Origin of the sequence: Halosimplex litoreum (assembly GCF_016065055.1) — an archaeon.
Lineage (GTDB): Archaea > Halobacteriota > Halobacteria > Halobacteriales > Haloarculaceae > Halosimplex > Halosimplex litoreum.
In genome coordinates this window covers 2,710,627-2,727,356 of sequence record NZ_CP065856.1, presented here as the reverse complement: position 1 = coordinate 2,727,356, position 16,730 = coordinate 2,710,627, and the positions used below count along the sequence as shown (strand labels likewise).

Annotated in this window: 15 protein-coding genes; 7 read left to right on the top strand and 8 right to left on the bottom strand. The window is 69.5% G+C overall.

All coding sequences use genetic code 11. The features are described from left to right. Positions 1-7: 7 nt before the first annotated feature. The 4 genes from I7X12_RS13465 to I7X12_RS13450 all read right to left on the bottom strand — a co-directional run bounded on the left by I7X12_RS13465 (position 8) and on the right by I7X12_RS13450 (position 3,500). Complete coding sequence (locus I7X12_RS13465) at positions 8-1,444, bottom strand: FAD-dependent oxidoreductase (RefSeq protein WP_198060581.1); 1,437 nt, start codon at positions 1,442-1,444, stop codon at positions 8-10. A gap of 117 nt (positions 1,445-1,561) precedes the next feature. Then, a complete protein-coding gene (locus I7X12_RS13460) occupies positions 1,562-2,374 on the bottom strand; it encodes an aldo/keto reductase (protein WP_198060580.1) in 813 nt (270 codons plus the stop codon). Between the two features lie 72 nt (positions 2,375-2,446). Then, a complete protein-coding gene (locus I7X12_RS13455; RefSeq protein WP_198060579.1) occupies positions 2,447-2,752 on the bottom strand; it encodes a cupin domain-containing protein in 306 nt (101 codons plus the stop codon). 82 nt (positions 2,753-2,834) lie between these two features. Next, on the bottom strand, positions 2,835-3,500 hold the full coding sequence (locus I7X12_RS13450) for a TetR/AcrR family transcriptional regulator (protein WP_198060578.1): 666 nt from the start codon (positions 3,498-3,500) through the stop codon (positions 2,835-2,837). A 106-nt stretch (positions 3,501-3,606) separates the two neighbouring features. Between I7X12_RS13450 and I7X12_RS13445 the strand changes: the two genes are divergently transcribed. The 5 genes from I7X12_RS13445 to I7X12_RS13425 all read left to right on the top strand — a co-directional run bounded on the left by I7X12_RS13445 (position 3,607) and on the right by I7X12_RS13425 (position 11,125). Further along, positions 3,607-5,550, top strand: coding sequence for an ABC transporter ATP-binding protein (locus I7X12_RS13445; protein WP_198060577.1), 1,944 nt, complete (start codon positions 3,607-3,609; stop codon positions 5,548-5,550). A gap of 40 nt (positions 5,551-5,590) precedes the next feature. Further along, the gene (locus I7X12_RS13440; RefSeq protein ID WP_198060576.1) at positions 5,591-6,211 is read left to right on the top strand and encodes a hypothetical protein; all 621 of its coding nucleotides are present in this window, start codon (positions 5,591-5,593) and stop codon (positions 6,209-6,211) included. Between the two features lie 97 nt (positions 6,212-6,308). Further along, positions 6,309-8,237: an ABC transporter ATP-binding protein gene (locus I7X12_RS13435; protein WP_198060575.1), complete on the top strand. Its 1,929-nt coding sequence runs from the start codon at positions 6,309-6,311 to the stop codon at positions 8,235-8,237. Positions 8,238-8,298: 61 nt separating this feature from the next. Next, a complete protein-coding gene (locus tag I7X12_RS13430) occupies positions 8,299-9,531 on the top strand; it encodes an MBL fold metallo-hydrolase (protein ID WP_198060574.1) in 1,233 nt (410 codons plus the stop codon). Between the two features lie 211 nt (positions 9,532-9,742). Further along, entirely contained in the window at positions 9,743-11,125 is a 1,383-nt protein-coding gene (locus I7X12_RS13425; RefSeq protein WP_198060573.1) for an ATP-binding protein, read from the top strand. 37 nt (positions 11,126-11,162) lie between these two features. Here the strand turns inward: I7X12_RS13425 and I7X12_RS13420 are convergent, their stop codons facing one another. After that, the gene (locus tag I7X12_RS13420) at positions 11,163-12,158 is read right to left on the bottom strand and encodes an AEC family transporter (protein ID WP_198060572.1); all 996 of its coding nucleotides are present in this window, start codon (positions 12,156-12,158) and stop codon (positions 11,163-11,165) included. Positions 12,159-12,285: 127 nt separating this feature from the next. Between I7X12_RS13420 and I7X12_RS13415 the strand changes: the two genes are divergently transcribed. Then, positions 12,286-13,728, top strand: coding sequence for an MATE family efflux transporter (locus tag I7X12_RS13415; RefSeq protein ID WP_198060571.1), 1,443 nt, complete (start codon positions 12,286-12,288; stop codon positions 13,726-13,728). An 89-nt stretch (positions 13,729-13,817) separates the two neighbouring features. After that, positions 13,818-14,792, top strand: coding sequence for an aldo/keto reductase (locus I7X12_RS13410; RefSeq protein ID WP_198060570.1), 975 nt, complete (start codon positions 13,818-13,820; stop codon positions 14,790-14,792). A 34-nt stretch (positions 14,793-14,826) separates the two neighbouring features. On the opposite strand, the gene I7X12_RS13405 is transcribed toward I7X12_RS13410, so the two are convergent. The 3 genes from I7X12_RS13405 to I7X12_RS13395 all read right to left on the bottom strand — a co-directional run bounded on the left by I7X12_RS13405 (position 14,827) and on the right by I7X12_RS13395 (position 16,666). Next, positions 14,827-15,750, bottom strand: a complete 924-nt coding sequence (locus tag I7X12_RS13405; RefSeq protein ID WP_198060569.1) for a DUF106 domain-containing protein — start codon at positions 15,748-15,750, stop codon at positions 14,827-14,829. Positions 15,751-15,795: 45 nt separating this feature from the next. After that, positions 15,796-16,314 (bottom strand): HPP family protein, encoded by a 519-nt coding sequence (locus I7X12_RS13400; RefSeq protein ID WP_198060568.1) that lies wholly within the window; start codon positions 16,312-16,314, stop codon positions 15,796-15,798. 121 nt (positions 16,315-16,435) lie between these two features. After that, complete coding sequence (locus tag I7X12_RS13395; RefSeq protein WP_198060567.1) at positions 16,436-16,666, bottom strand: hypothetical protein; 231 nt, start codon at positions 16,664-16,666, stop codon at positions 16,436-16,438. Positions 16,667-16,730: the final 64 nt, after the last annotated feature.

Genomic DNA, 16,730 nt, shown 5'->3' with positions numbered 1-16,730 from the left:
GCAGGTATCAGTCTGCCAGGGAGCCGTTCAGCACTTTCGCCGCGGTCAGCACGGGGTCCCAGACGGGCGAGAACGGCGGCGCGTAGGCGAGATCGAGGGTCTCGACCTCGGCGACGGTCATGTCGGCCTCCAGGGCGGTGGCGACGGTGTCGATCCGGACGGCCGCGCGGTCGGTGCCGACGATGGTCCCGCCGAGTAGCCGCCCGGTCTCGCGGTCGGCTGTCAGCGTCACCACCGTCTCGGCGGCGCCGGGGTAGTAGCCCGAGCGCGACCGCGTCGTGACCGTCTCGCTCACCGGGTCGAACCCGGCCGCCTCGGCCCGCTCGTGGTCGACGATCCCCGTCCGACCACACTCCTGGTCGAACGCCTTGACGACGGCCGTGCCGGCTATATCGCCGGTCTGCTTCGGGTCGCCGGCGACGGTCTGCCCGATCGCGCGCCCGGCGCGGTTGGCCGTCAGGCCGAGCGGCACCCAGTCGAACGCGCCGGTGACGGCGTGGCGCGCCTCCGCACAGTCGCCGGCCGCGTAGACGCCGTCGGCCGACGTGCGCCCGTAGTCGTCGACCGCGACCGCTCCCGAGTCGCCGAGCTCGACCGGCGTGTCAGCGAGGAGGGAAACGTTCGGCTGGATACCGACGCCGACCAGCGCGAGATCGACGTCGAGGGCGGTCCCGCCGGCACACGCCAGCCGCTCGACGCGTTCGTCGCCGACCAGTCGCTCGACGGTCTCGCCGAGATGGAGCGTGACGCCTCGGTCGCGCAGTTCCGCTTCGACGCGCTCGCCGACCGCCTCGCCGAACGGACCCAGGACGTGGTCGCCCCGTTGGAAGACGTGGACGTCGAGGCCGTGGGCGGTGAACGCCTCGGCCATCTCGACGCCGACGTAGCCGCCGCCGACGATAGCGACCGTCTCGGGCGGTTGCCAGTCGGCGTAGGGTTCGATCACCGTCGGGTCGAGAAAGTCGCCGCCGCCGAGCGACTCGACGGTCGCCTCGCCCGCGGGTTCGAGCGCCGCACGGATCGCCGCCGCGTCGTCCATGCCGTGCAGCGAGAACGCACCGGCCAGGTCGGCCCCCTCGATCGGGTCGGTCAGCGCGCGTCCGCCGGTCGCGACGAGCAGGTCGTCGTAGGGCTGGTCGTGCCGGTCGCCGTCGGGCCCGCGGACGGTCACGGCCCGCTCGTCGGTGTCGATCCCGGTGACCTCGTGCTCGCGCCGGAGGTCGATCCCCCGGTCGGCGGCCGCTTCGGGCGACAGCGACAGCAGGTCCGTCAGGTCCGCGACCTCGCCTTTCACGTAGTACGGCGTCCCGCAGTGGGCGTAGGAGACCCACCGCCCTCGCTCGAAGACGACCACCTCGCGGTCGGGGTCCTCCCGTTTGCACTTGCTCGCGGCGCTCAGCCCGGCGGCGTCACCACCGATCACGACGAACGGGTCCGCTGTCATAGTTCGGGAGAGGGGACGCGCCGACGTAGTGGTTCGGGCCGCTGGGCCGGGCCGCGCACGACCGTCGGGAACCGCCGGAGGTGCGACCACCGTGACGGTCGGTCGGCCGCCGCGGGCCTACCAGTTCCAGGGGCCGTGGTCGGGATCGATCTCCCGGTGGCGCTCGTCGATCGAGTCGATCAGCTCGACGTCCTCGTCGTCGAGGTCGAGGTCGCGGGCGGCGAGGTTCTGTGCCACGTGCTCGCGGCTGCTGGCCTTCGGGATGGCGGCGACGTTGTCGTGGGCGGTGACCCACGCGAGGCTGACCTGCGCCGGCGTCGCGTCGTGTTTTTCGGCGATTTCTCGGATCTCGGGCACGTCCAAGACCGCGCCCTTCCCCAGCGGCGAGTACGCCACCAGCCAGTAGTCGTGGTCCTGGGCGTGCTCGACGAGTTCCGCCTGGGGGAGCAGCGGGTGCATCTCGACCTGGTGGGCGAAGATGGGCGCGTCGAGCACCTCGCGGGCCTCGTCGAGCAGTTCGGGCGTGAAGTTCGACAGTCCGATATTCCGGGTCTTCTCGGCCTCGTACGCCTCGTCGAACGCGGGCAGCACTTCCTCGTGGTCGTAGACGCCCGAGGGCCAGTGGACGTACAGCAGGTCGACGGCGTCGACGCCGAGCCGGTCGAGACAGCCGTCGATGGCCGCGGGCACCTGCTCGGGCTCGGGCGGCACGTCGTGGTGGACGGTCTTCGTCGAGAGCCACACGTCGTCGCGGGCCACGTCGCTGTCGGCGATCCCCTCGCCGACGAACTCCTCGTTCTCGTAGACCTGCGCGGTGTCGACGTGGCGAAAGCCCACGTCGAGGGTGGTCCGGACGTTCTCGCGCCACTGCTCGCGGTCGTCGTCGGAGTAGGTCCCCAGCCCGAGTCGCGGGAGGTCGTCGACTGGCATGGCTCTCACCTCGGGCCGTCGGCGCTTGACCCTGCTGGTCGCGGAAGCGCGGGCGAGCGGCCAGGTTTCGCGTCAGTAGATCGGCGGGACGTAGAGGTTCAGCGTCTCCAGGCGCTCGTCGCCGTCGTTCTCGATCTCGTGGGTCTCGCCGGCCTCGATGACGAGGAGGTCGCCGGCCTCGAAGCGCACGTCCTCGCCGTCGACGGTGGCGCGACCCGACCCGGAGACGACGTAGCACCACTGGTCGCTGTCGGCGTGGAGATTGTCGGGGCCGCCGGTGGACTGGCCCGGCGAGAGCGTCATCTGGGCGGCCTGGGCGTCGTCGGTCGTCTGGCGCACGTCGAAGAATCCCTCGAAGTCGAGTTCGGCGCGTCGCATGGCCGGTCGTTCGCGGCCCGGGGCGTTAGGTCCCGCGGTCGTCGTCGGTGTGAGTGGGGAGTCGAGACCGGCGGCGGCGTCGTCAGTCCTCGCCGTCGTCGTCCTTGCCGAAGCCGGCGTCCTCGACGTCGAACTCGGCGACCGTCCGGCCGTCGACGAGCAGGTTCTCGACGACGAACTCGGCGATCTGGTCGCGCATCCGGCGGCTGGCGTGCCCGGCACCGAGCGTCACCTGGTACATCCGGGCGCCCACGAGCGCGGTGTAGATGGTCTCGCCGACCGACTCGGGCTCGACCGGGCGGAAGACGCCGGCCTCGATCCCGTCGGCGATGATCTCGGCGACGGTGTCGACGTTCGTCTGGTAGTGGGTCGCCAGTTTCTCGCGGAACTGCTCGTTGTGGACGGCCTGGACGCGCAGTTCGAGCAGGGCGAGCGCGAACGTCTCTCGGTCCTCTTCGCCGGATTCGATGACGAAGCCGTCGACGTACTCTTCCAGTCGCCCCAGCGGGTCCTCCGTGTCGGACTCGGCGAGGCGCGCGCCGACCCAGCCGACGGTGTTGTCGACGAACGCGAGCATCAGCTCCTCTTTCGTGTCGTAGTGGTAGTGCAACAGCGAGCGGCTCTTGTCGAACTCGTCGGCGATATCCTGCATCGTGAGGTGGGCGTAGCCGTGCTTGCACAGCGCGTGATACGTCGCACCCATTATCTCGCGGTGCGTATCACCTTGCACGTCCACCTCGGAAGCCATACCCACGTGTTGCCGGCCGCGGGCAAAAACCTTCCGCGCCGCTGGGAGGTCCACTCCGACTAACAAGAGAGTCAGTCTTATACCCCCGAGACCGATACGATGGGGCATGCCACCGGGCGGGCCCGACGACGACGAGTTCGAGGAGTTGCGCGCCGAGGGGTCGAACGCGATGGTGCGGCTGTTCGGCGAGTACGGCCGCGGCCAGCGCGCCCGGTTCGCCGTCGGCGGACTCGCGAGCGTCTTCTCGACGCTGATGGAACTCGTCCCGGCGTTCCTGCTCGGCGTCGCCATCGACTCCTTTCTCACCGACGACCGGCCGTTCCGGCTGCCGTTCGTTCCCGGCGGCTGGCTCCCCTCGACGCCCGTCGACCAGTTCGTCCTGCTGATCGGACTGCTGGCGGGCTCGCACGTCCTCGGGGCGGCGCTGGGCTGGCTCAACTCCTGGGCGTGGAACGGCTTCGCCCAGCACTTCCAGCACGAGATGCGCGTCGACGCCTACGACGCCATGCAGCGCCGGGAGCTGTCCTTCTTCGACGACAAGCAGACCGGCGAAGTGATGTCCATCCTCAACAACGACGTCAACCAGCTGGAGGGGTTCCTGACGAACAGCCTCAACCAGGGTATCGGCATCGTCTTCCGCGTCGGCGGGATGGGCGTCGCGATGCTGCTGATCAACTGGCGACTCGGGATCGTTCCGACGGTCATCATCCCCGCGCTGGGCTACGCCAGCTACGTCTTCGTCAACCGCATCCACCCCAAATACCAGGAGGTCCGCTCGTCGGTCGGGAAACTCAACTCGCAACTCGAAAACAACCTCGGCGGCATCGAGGTGGTGAAATCCTACACGACCGAACGGTTCGAGACCGACCGCGTCGAGGAGTCCTCCCGCGAGTATCTCGACGCACAGTGGGACGCCATCACCACGCGGATCGCCTTCTGGCCGACGTTGCGGCTGGTGACCGCCGCCGGCTACACCGCCACGTTCCTCGTCGGCGGCTACTGGGTGATGGTCAACCGGGGCCTGTTCGCCGACCCGCTGCCCTTCTTCAACGGCCCGCTCACCGCCGGGACGCTCGTCATCTTCCTCTCGTACTCCCGGCGGTTCGTCTACCCGATGCGCCAGTTCGGCCAGATCATCAACGACTACCAGTACGCCGAGGCCGCCGGCGAGCGGGTCGTCGGCCTGCTCGACACCCCCTCCGGCGTGACCGACCGCCCCGACGCGGTCGCGCTCGAATCGGTCGAAGGCCGCGTCGAGTACGACGACGTGGACTTCGCCTACGAGACCGACGACGGCGAGGAACAGGTGCTCGACGGCGTCTCCTTCGAGGTCGAACCCGGCGAGATGGTCGGGCTCGTGGGGCCGACGGGCGCGGGCAAGACGACGCTGATGAAGCTGCTGCTCCGGCTGTACGACGTGGACGAGGGGAGCGTCCGGATCGACGGGACCGACGTGCGCGACGTGACCCTCCGCAGCCTCCGACAGTCGGTGGGGTACGTGAGCCAGGAGCCCTACCTCTTCTACGGCACCGTCCGCGAGAACATCGCCTACGGCATCCCCGACGCCGACGACGAGGACATCGAGGCCGCCGCGAAGGTCGCCGGCGCCCACGAGTTCGTCGTCGACCTGAAAGACGGCTACGACACGAAGGTCGGCGAGCGTGGCGTGAAGCTCTCGGGCGGCCAGCGCCAGCGCGTCTCCATCGCCCGCGCGGTGTTGAAAGACCCCGACGTCCTCGTCCTCGACGAGGCGACCAGCCACGTCGACAACGAGACCGAGGCGGTGATCCAGAACAGCCTCGACGACCTCATCGAAGACCGGACCGCCTTCGCCATCGCCCACCGGCTCTCGACGGTGCGCCACGCCGACCAGATCCTCGTCATGGACGACGGCGAACTGGTCGAACAGGGCACCCACGAGGACCTGCTCGCCGAAGACGGCCTCTACGCCACCCTCTGGCGGGTTCAGGTCGGGGAAATCGACGCCCTGCCCCAGGAGTTCCTCGACCGGGCCGCCGGCTACTCGGCCCAGCCCGGCGACCTGGACTGACCGCAAGGCACTTGCCGCGGGTCGCCGACCCACCGGTCGAATGCCCTCCCTCTCGGACCGCTCGAAGCGTGCGACGCTGGTCGTCGCGCTCGCCCTGCTCGTCGCCGCCCTCGCGCTGCCCTCTGTGAACACGTTGCCCGGCTTCTCCGACCACACCGGACCGTCCGACCTCCGCGTCGCGGAGTTCGAGCGACTCGACGCCGGCTGCGCCGACGCCGTGGGCGACTACGCCGGCGGGTCGATCGGCGACGGACGGATCTCCAAGGTGACGACCGTCCGCGCGCCGAGCGCCGCCGCTCCGCTGTCGGTCCGCGTCGAGCGCACGTCGCCGCCGGGGGCCGACCTGAGCACGTTCGCGGTCCGCGTCGACGCCCACGAGGCGGGAGCCGGGTCGGCGAGCGGGACGACCGGCGGGAACGCGGTCGCGTCGACCGAGTCGGGGGCCGGGTCCTGCCCGACCGAGATCCAGTACCGCGCCGTCCTGAAGATGCGCGGTGGGTCCCCCGAGGGGCTCCTCCCGGACGCCCACGGGATCCGCGTCGCGTGGTACGAGAACGGCCGGTTCTGGGGCTGTTCGTCGAGCGTGACGAGCCCGCTGAACGGCAGTTGCGCGGCGCTGGCCGACTCGCGACCCGTCTGGGCGAACGCCACGGCGGGGTGAACGGTGGCCCGTCGCTGCTCGCCGCACCGCGCGACCGACCGCCCGAGCGACTAACACGAGAGTTAGTTATTTAAGTAGTCAGTCGTTATGCGGTGCTATGTCATGGGGTTTCTCCGGCGGGAACGACGACGCCGACGCCTTCGAGGACCTCCGGGATGCTGCCGAGCGGCCGATGTGGCAGATATTCACGGAGTACGGGCGCGGCTACAAGGGCGAGTTCGCGCTCGGCGCAGTCGCGAGCGTGATCGCGCGCTTTCTCGAACTGATCCCGGCGCTGATCTTGGGGGTCGCCATCGACTCGCTGTTCGCGGGCGACCAGGCGTTTCGGCTCCCTCTCGTGCCGGCGTCGGTGATACCCGCCACGACGGAGGCCCAGTTCTGGTTCGCCGTGGGGGCGGTGGCGGGCATCTACGTCCTGACGGCGACGCTGAACTGGGTGAACTCCTGGGCGTGGAACCGCTTCGCCCAGCACCTCCAGCACGAGGTGCGCGTCGACACCTACGACGTGGTCCAGCGGTTGGACATGAGCTTCTTCGACTCGAAACAGACCGGAGAGATCATGTCCATCCTCAACAACGACGTCAACCAACTGGAGAGCTTCCTCACAAACGATCTGAACGCCGGCATCCGGATCGGCGTCCTCGTCGTCGGTACCGGCGCGCTGATGATCTGGCTCAACGCCCAGCTGGCGCTGGTCGCGCTGCTCTCCATCCCCGTCCTCGCCCTCGCGAGCTACGTGTTCGTCCAGCGGATCGGGCCGAAGTACGGCCGCGTTCGGGGCTCGGTCGGTGCCCTGAACTCCCGGCTGGAGAACAACATCGGCGGTATCGAAGTGGTCAAGTCCTACGGCCGCGAGAGCTTCGAGCGCGACCGCGTCGAGTCGGCGTCTGAAGACTACCTCGACGCCAACTGGGACGCCATCTCGACGCGGATCAAGTTCTTCCCCTCGCTCAGAATCATCACCGGCTTCGGCTACGTCGTCACCTTCCTCGTCGGCGGCTACTGGCTCCTGTTCGGCGCGCCCGGCCCGTTCTCGGGCACGCTCGCGCTCGGGACGCTCACCACGATGCTGCTGTGGTCGCGCCGCTTTCTCTGGCCGATGCGCCAGTTCGGCAACGTCGTCAACAACTACCGCTACGCCTTCGCCGCCGCCGAGCGCGTCGTCGGCCTGATGAACGACCCGGCGACGATCCACGAGGACGACGACGCCGTCGACCTCGAGACCGTCGACGGCCTCGTCGAGTACGAGGACGTGCGCTTTCGCTACCCCGAGGCCGACGACAACTCCGTCGAGGACGTGTCCTTCACCGCCGAATCCGGTGACTTCGTCGGCCTCGTCGGCCCCACGGGCGCGGGCAAGACGACGCTGCTCAAACTGCTGATGCGGCTGTACGACCCCCACGAGGGGACGATCCGGATCGACGGGACGGATATTCGGGACCTGTCGCTGTCGAGCCTGCGGAGCCACGTCGGCTACGTCAGCCAGGAGCCCTATCTCTTCCACGGAACCATCGAGGAGAACGTCGCATACGGGCTGGAGGCGAGCGACGACGAGATCGTCGAGGCGCTGGGGATGGCCGGTGCGATGGAGTTCGTCGCGGACCTGCCCGACGGTATCGAGACGACCGTCGGCGAGCGCGGGGTGAAGCTCTCCGGGGGACAGCGCCAGCGGATCGCCATCGCACGGGCGATCCTCGAAGACCCGGAGATCCTCGTCCTCGACGAGGCGACCAGCCACGTCGACAACGAGACGGAGGTGCTGATCCAGCAGTCGCTGGAGTCGCTGACGGCCGAGCGGACGACCTTCGCTATCGCCCATCGACTCTCGACGATCCGGGACGCCGACACGATCCTCGTCATGGACGACGGTCGCGTCGTCGAACAGGGACCCCACGAGGAACTGCTCGAACGGGACGGCCTGTACGCCAACCTCTGGAGCGTCCAGGTCGGCGAGGTCGACGCGCTCCCCGAAGAGTTCGTCGAGCGCACCGCCGAGCGCGAACGCGCCAGTCTGGACGACGACTGAGCGGGCCGCCGGCGGTCGCGAACCGACGAATCCAAGCGGTCGGGGGCGGTAGCGACGGCCGATGAACGTCCGGTTTCTCGGCGGCGCTCGCGAGGTCGGTCGCAGCGCCATCCTGATCGACGACCGGCTCCTGCTGGACTACGGACTGTTGACCGGCAACCCGCCCCGGTTTCCGGTCGACTCGGTCGACCCGGAGGCGGTCGTCGTCTCGCACGGTCACCTCGACCACGTCGGGGCGGTCCCGTCGCTGTGCTCGGGGGACCGCCGGCCGCCGATCCACTGGACGCCGCCGACGCGCGAACTCGCGCTCACCCTCGCCCGCGACACGCTCAAACTGCACGGCGGCACCTACGACTGCCCGTTCACCGAGACCGAGGTCCGTCGGGTCACCCAGGTCTCCGAGACCCACGGCTATCGAGAGTCGTTCGAGGCCGCCGGCTACGAGGTCACCTTCTACGAGGCCGGCCACATCCCCGGAAGCGCCCACGTCGTCGTCGACGACGGGGAGACGCGCTTGCTCTACACATCCGACTTCCACACGGGCGATCAACGACTGGTCCCGGGAACCACCGCCCGGCCCGACGCCGACGCCGTGATCTGCGAGGCGACCTACTCCGACGTGACCCACGAAGACCGGGGAGCTATCGAGGACCAGTTCGCCGAGAGCCTCCGGACGACGGTCTGGCAGGGCGGCACGGTCGTCGTCCCCGCGTTCGCCATCGGACGCACCCAGGAGGTGCTCCTGATCTGCGAGGCCCACGACATCGACTGCTACGTCGACGGGATGGGCAAGCGGGTGACCGAGATGCTCCGGCGCCACCCCGAGTTCGTCCGCGACGCCGACGCGCTGGGGCGGGCCAAATCCAACGCGAGGTTCGTCGACGGTCGCGACGGTCAGCGCCGACGGATCGCCGCGGACAACACCGTCGTCGTCACCACCAGCGGGATGCTCTCGGGCGGGCCGGCGATGACGTACATCCCTGCGATCCGCGGGTCGCCGACGAACAAGGTCGCGATGACGGGCTACCAGGTCGAGGGCACGCCCGGCCGGGACCTGCTCGACACCGGTAGCGCCGAGATCGACGGCCGGCGGATGCCCGTCGCCGCGCAGGTCGAGTCCTACGACTTCTCCGCCCACGCCGACCGCGAAGGGATTCTCGAATTCCTCGACGACTACCGCGAGGCCGACGTGCTGGTCAACCACGGCGACCGCTGCGAGGCCTTCGCCGCGGAGCTCCGCGAGGACGGCTTCGACGCGACGGCGCCCGCCGTGGGCGACGCCGTCGAGGTGTAGCGAGTCGGCGGCTATTCACCCGTTCGCCGACTTCTGCGATTCACCGATCGACGACCCCGGAGAGCAGTCGGCTACCGACCAGCGTGTTTCGCTCGATCGGTCCGCGACGGGTTCGGCCAGATAACCAAATCTGAATTAGCCTATTTCAGATTAGTCTATTCCAAATTTGGTTATTCGGTAGCACTATGTCGATGTCCGCACATGACGTAGTATGGACCGATTCGTCGATCGCCGGGCGGAACTCTCGCGACTCGTCGAGTGCTACGAGTCCGACGAGGCGGAGATGGTCGTCGTCTTCGGGCGTCGCCGCCTCGGGAAGACCGAACTCGTCCGGGAGTCGCTGGCCGAACGCGAGGACGCCGTACTGTATCAGGCGACGGAGACGACCTCGCAGGTACAGCTCGACGAGTTCGTCGAGCTCGCGTCGGAGTCGTTCCCGGGCGTCGACCGGATCAGAGCCGACTGGGAGTCGCTCCTCGGATACCTGGCCGAACGGGACGCGGTCGTCGTACTGGACGAGTTCCCGTACCTCATCGATGCCGACGAGAGCCTCCCGTCGGTCGTCCAGCGGCTCTGGGATCAGGAGATACGAGACAGCGCGGCGACACTCGTGCTGGTCGGCTCGTCGATCAGCATGATGGAGGAGGCGACGCTCCTCGGTAACAGTCCGCTGTACGGTCGATTCACGGAGAAGATCGACCTCCGACAGCTCGACTTCGGCGCCGCGTGTGAGTTCTTCCCCGATTCCTACACGCCCGAGGAGCGAGTGTTCGCCTGGGGAGTGTTCGGCGGAACGCCGTACTATCTGGACGGCGTCGAACTGGACCACGACCTCGGATCGGTCGTCCGGCGTTCGCTCCTCGCACGGCAGGGGTTTCTGCACAACGAGCCCGAGTACGTCCTCCGCACCGAACTGACCGAACCGAACCGGTACTTCGCCATCCTGAAAGCCATCGCCGCGGGGGACGCGACCGCCAACGAGATCGCGGGGACGGTCGGCATCGACGGGAAGCAGATATCGACGTACACGGGGAAGCTGGAACGACTCCGCCTCGTCGAGCGCGAGGTTCCGGTCACCGAGGACGAGACGCGGTCGCGCCGCGGGCGCTATCGGATCCGCGACCCGCTGTTCCGGTTCTGGTTCAGGTTCGTCTACGGAAACGAGGACCGGTACGAGCGGCTCGGTACGGACGCCTACGAGACAGTCGTCGAGCCGGAGATGGCGGATTTCGTGAGCCCGGAGTTCGAACGGCTCTGTGGGGACGCGCTCCCCGAGCTGTACCCCGACGAGACGTTCGTCGATATCGGCCGGTGGTGGTACAAGGAACACGAGGTCGACGTCGTCGGGCTGGCCGACGACGGCACGATGGTCGCAGGGGAATGCAAGTTCACGAGCGCACCGCTCGATTACGGCGCGCTCGCGTCGCTCGAATCCCACGCAGGCGAGATCCGGTGGACACCCGACGGGACCGGCGTCGACCGGAACTACGCGCTGTTCGCCCGAAACGGGTTCAGGGAGTCGGTCCGCGAGGCTGCCGCCGGTCGCGACGACCTCCGGCTGTTCGACCTCGACGAGATCGTCGGGAGCTTCTGAGGGCCGGTCCGGGACCGAGCTAGCCGATCGTCGCCGCTCACCCCAGCACGCCCAACTCCGCCAGCAACACCAGTCCGGTGACGACGGGGAGGCTCCCGAGGATCGTGAGGAAGACGACGGTCCCCACGTAGTCGGCGGTCGACACGCCGCCACGTTCGTCGCCCGGTCCGGCCGCGCCGTCGTCGCCGAACTCGATCGAGAGGACGAGCGGGGTGACCGCCGCGGGGCCGGCCGCGAGGACGACGAACGCGGCGGTCACCGTCGGGTCGCCGACGTCGACGAGCGCCGCGACCGCGACGGCGACGACCGGCGCGACCAGCAGTTTCAGCCCCACCGTCGGGAGCGTCTCACGGACGGTCGCACCGAGGTCCATCGACTCGACCTGCAGGCCGAGCACGACGAGGAACACGGGGATCGACGCGTCGCCGGCCAGTCGGAGCGTGTCCATCGCCGTCCCGTTCTCCGGTGGGACGACGCCGAGCGCGACCGTCGTGCCGGCTGCGAGAACCGCCCAGACGACGGGCTGGCGGGCGACGCGGCCGAGCGCCGCCCGGTCGTCGCGCTCGCCGCCGCGAGTGAGCAGGTAGACGCCGACGGTGTACAGCAGCAGGTTCTGGACGAGGACGAACAGGACGGCGGTCGAGCGGCCGGCGGCGCCGAACGCGAAGGTGGCGACGGGGATGCCGAAGTTGCCGGTGTTGGGGACGGCGGCGGCCATCGCGGCGCCGACGACGACCGTCCCCTCGCGGCCGCGCGCCCGACTCACCGCCCACGAGAGCGCGCCGACGACGGCGGTGAACCCGACCATCGCGGCGACGGCCGCGGCGGCGGTCCCGAGCCCGGTCTCGAGCGTGACGAGCGTCTCGAACACCAGCGCCGGCAGGAGGACGTAGACGGTGACCGTGCTCAGCGGCTCGGTGTCGACCTCGCGGACGCGGCCGAGCAGGTAGCCGGCGAGGGCGATCGACAGCGGCGGCGCCACCGACGAGAGGAAGACGGAGGGGATCGACCCGAGTGCGTCGAGTGTCTGCACGGGGAGGTCGATTTCGGGATCGATATCGCCGCCGATAACGCTGTCGACTCGTCGCCCGAGGGCGTCGGTCTCGGCGGCCCGTTCCCGTTTCTAAACCGTTTTCACGGTAGAGCGTAGACGGGTCTCCGTGTCCTGGTCCCGGTACAATCCCGTTCGCGCGCTGCTCCTCTGGGTAGGGTCGCTCGTCGCCCGCGCCGGCGTCATCGACCGCGAGCGCGTCGAGCGGGCGACCGACCTGGCGTGGCCCCGCATCGTCACCGGCCTCGCGCGGATGTCCCGCTCGACGGCCGACGTGGCGATGGTCGGCATCGCGCTCGGTCCGACCGCCATCGCCGGCGTCGGCTACGCCAGCCCCTTCTGGGGCCTCGCGTTCGCCCTGGGCGGCGGCGTCGCCGGCGGGACCATCGGTCTCGTCTCCCAGCGCTTCGGCGCCGACGCCTACGAGGAACTCGCCCTCTCGGTGAAAGCCAGCGCGCTGCTCACGGTCGCGATCACCGTCCCGCTGATCGCCGTCTACTGGTACCTCGCCGAGCCGCTGATCGGCCTCATCGGCTCGGGCGACGCCGCGGTCGCGTTCGGCGCCGACTACCTCGCGGTCGTCGCCTTCGGCGTCCCGTTCGGGGCCCTGAACCTCATCGGCAGCCGCGCGCTCGTCGGCGCCGACGACGCCTGGACGCCGATGATCCTCCGCGGCGGCGGTGCGGCGCTCAACATCCTCATCAACGCCGTGCTCATCTTCGGCTTCGGCTGGGGCGTCGTCGGCGCCGCCATCGGGACCGCGCTCTCGAACGCGCTGGTCACGGCCGCGTTCGCGGTCGGCCTCGCCCGCGGTGGTCTGCCCGGAATCGGCGAGTTCCCCGTGCAGGTCCCACTCTCTGGCCCCCACCTCGACCGATCGCTGCTGGGCGATCTGGTGGAGATGGCGACGCCGCTGATCGGGACCAACCTCGCCCGTAGCGGCGGCCAGTTCCCGAAGCTGTACATCGTCGGCCTGTTCGGCCCGAACGTCGTCGCCGCCTACGTCGTCGCGATGCGGGTCCGCGCGCTGATGGACACGCCCAACTGGGGCTTCAGCATGGCCTCCTCCAGCCTCGTCGGCCAGGCGCTCGGCCAGGACGACGAGGACGACGCCGGCGCGTGGGCCCACGACATCATCCGCTTCTCGCTGGCATGCTACGCCGTCATCGCCGTCGGCGTGTTCGTCCTCGCCCGCCCCATCGGTCGCGTGTTCGTCGACGACCCCTCGATCCTCCCGACCGTCGTCACCTTCATTCGCGTCGCCTGCTTCGGCGTCCTCTTTAGCGGCGTCTACGGCGGCTCGACCGGGCCGCTCAGGACCAGCGGCGACACGCGCTGGCCGTTCTACGCCCAGCTCACCGGGCTGTACCTGTTCGCGATCCCCATCGCCTACCTCGGGATCGCAGTGCCCGAGATCGGCCAGACGGCGCTGTACGCCGCTATCCTCGCCGAGATGGCCGTGCCGGCCGTCATCACCTACTACCGCTATCGCTCCGGGACGTGGAAGGTGGTCAGTCGCGACTACCGCCCCGACGCCGCCGCCGGGGACTGAGCGGCCGACAGCCGGCCGGGCGCCGGATAACTTTCGGAACCCTGAGCCGCGAGGGCCAGCCTTTTGCCTGGCTACTTCCGAGGGCCCCCATGGAGTACACCACACTCGGGTCGACCGGGATGGAGGTCTCGCAGATCTGCCTGGGCTGTATGAGCTTCGGCAGCGAGGAGCCGTGGATGTTAGACGAGGACGAGGGCCGGGAGGTCATCGAACGCGCCATCGACCTGGGCGTGAACTTCTTCGACACCGCCAACGCCTACTCCGACGGCGAGAGCGAGGAGATCCTCGGTGACGTACTGGCCGAATACGACCGCGACGAGCAGGTCGTCGCGACCAAGGTCCGGTTCCCCGTCGGCGAGGACACGCCCAACGCCTCGGGCCTCTCGCGCAAGACCATCGAGCAGGAACTCGACGCTTCGCTCGACCGCCTCGGCCTCGACACCATCGACCTGTACCAGACCCACCGCGTCGACCCCGAGACCCCGCCGGAGACCACGCTCGAAGCGCTCGACGACGCCCGTCGTCGCGGGAAGATCCGCCACGCCGGCACCTCCTCGATGTGGACTCACGACCTCGTCGAGCAGTTGCGGACGAGCGAGCGCGAGGACCTCCTGAGTTACGAGACGATGCAGAACCACTACCACGTGGCCTACCGCGAGGAGGAACGCGACATGCTCCCCCTCTGTGACAAAGAGGACATCGGCGTCGTCCCGTGGGGCCCGCTCGGTCAGGGCTTCCTCGCCCGGCCCTTCGACGAACTCGAACGCACCAACCGCGGCGACCCCGAGAACTTCCACAACCCGACGCCGGAGTACGAGCGCGGCGGCGGCGAGGAGATCAACGAGCGCGTGCAGGAACTGGCCGCCGACCACGGCGTGACGATGGCCCAGATCGCACTCGCCTGGCAGTTCCAGAACGAGTACGTCGACGCGCCCATCGTCGGCACCACGAGCGTCGAACACCTCGAACAGGCCGTCGAGGCGCTGGAGATCTCGCTGTCGGCCTCGGACGTGGCGTACCTGGAGGAGCCGTACGAACCGCAGCCGATCATCGGCCACGAGTGACCGACGGAACGGCCGAAATCGAACTGAACCGGGCTCAGAACGCCGACCGGTAGTCCGTGACCGCCGGCCCGACTTTCTTCGCGACGCGCTTGCCCGCGACGTTCGAGAGGAGCGAGCAGGCGATGTACCAGACCGTCCACACCTGGATCGGGCCGACCAGTTTGGCCGTCCAGACGACGCGACCGGCGATCGGTAACACCTGCGCGGCCGGCGTGATCGCGGCGGCGGGGTTGACCGTCAGCCACGTGATCCACAGGAACACCGGTATCGTCACCAGCATCGCGTAGACCATCGGCCGGACCATCCGCTTCATCGCCCCGAGTTGCTCCAGCATCAGCTCCTGCTGACGGGACTGCAGCCGTTCGACGGCCTCGTCGTCGCCGCGCTCGCGGGCCGCGTCCAGCCGTTCTTTGACCGTCTCCATTCGGTCCTTCGCGATGTCTTGGGGGTTGCCGTCCATCAGCCGGCGCCGGAGCGTCGTGGAGACGAGCGTGGTCGCGACCGCCAGCAGCGCGACCGTGACCCCGAACGGCAGGGCGGCCTCGACCGGGCCGAGGAAGAGGTCTGCGGTGCTCCCGATCGCGTCGCGGGCCATCGGCACCTGGTAGCTGGCCATCAGCCCGAGCGCGGCGACGCCGGCGAGCTTGTCGGCCATCGACCAGCCGCCGGAGTCGGCGTCGGCACCGTCGGCGGTCTCGGTGTCGTCCCGGATCTCGGCGCCGTCGCGGTCGCCCACCGCTGCCCGGACGGCGTCGGGGTCGTCGACGACGAACCCGGCGTCGGTGGCGACCAGGACTTCGGATTCGAGCAGCCGACCCCACTGTTCGGCGGGGACTGCGCCGCTCACGTCGGCCCAGGCGACCGTGCCGTCGCCCGATTCGGCGCGGTCGAGGACGGTGGCGGCGGCGTCGGCGAGCGCGTCGTCGCCGTCGAGTCGCTCGCGGAGGGTCTCGTCCATACGGGGATCTGACGGCCCGTCTTTGTCAATCTTGCTCCCGGACCGTCACGAGGCGTCGGGGGTCGGCCGTTCGCGCTCGTCCGAAACCGAGAGGGTCCGGACGACGACGGCGTGAGTACCGACGAGGACGCAGACCGCGATGGCGATGAACAGTCCCTCCCAAAGCGTCGGCAACAGCCCGAGCGAGACGATGAGCGTCGTCGCACAGGCGGGCGGGTGGATCGTGCCCGTCACGACCATCCCGGCGCTGGTCAGCGCCAGCGCGAGGACGCCGCTGGCGACGACGGCCGCCAGGGCGGGCGACCGGGGCGCGAGGTCCGCGGTGACGACGACGCAGTCGGCGAGCAGTCGGTAGGAGCCCAGCCCGGCGGCGACACCGACGACGTGGGCCGCGACGACCCGGGCGAGCGCCGAGCGGTCGGCCGTCCGCCGGGTCGCCAACACGTACGCGGTCGGGCCGAGACTCGGGAAGACGAACGGGGTCCCCGTGAGCCAGGCGACGGCGCCCGTCACCGCGAGCAGGGCGCCGGCGTGGACCGCCGTCCGGACGGCGAAACGGGACACGTCCGCCCGTCCGCGTCGGCGTAAAAGAGGGTGACGTTTCGTGGACGTTCGATCAGTTCTCGGGGACCGGACCGGCGGCGAGCGACCGGACCGGCGGCCGGTCACCCTCGTCGCTGTTCGGTCACTCCTCGTCGTCGCCGCGCAGTTCCCGTATCGCGACGAGCGCGAGGGCGCCGACGACGAACGCGAGCGTGCCCATCGCGAGCGCCGAGACGGCCGTGAGCAGGACCGACGACCCCTCGGCGAGGGTGATCGCACCGGGGCCGAGCAGTACGGCGACGACCGCGGCGGTCGCGAGCAATCCGGCGGTCTCCTCCCGGGACAGCGGCTCGCGGAAGGCCGATAGTTCCATGGCCGAGCGTTCGCCGGGCGGGCTGAAAACGGTTGGGACCGGAGAGACCCGTGACCCCGACAGT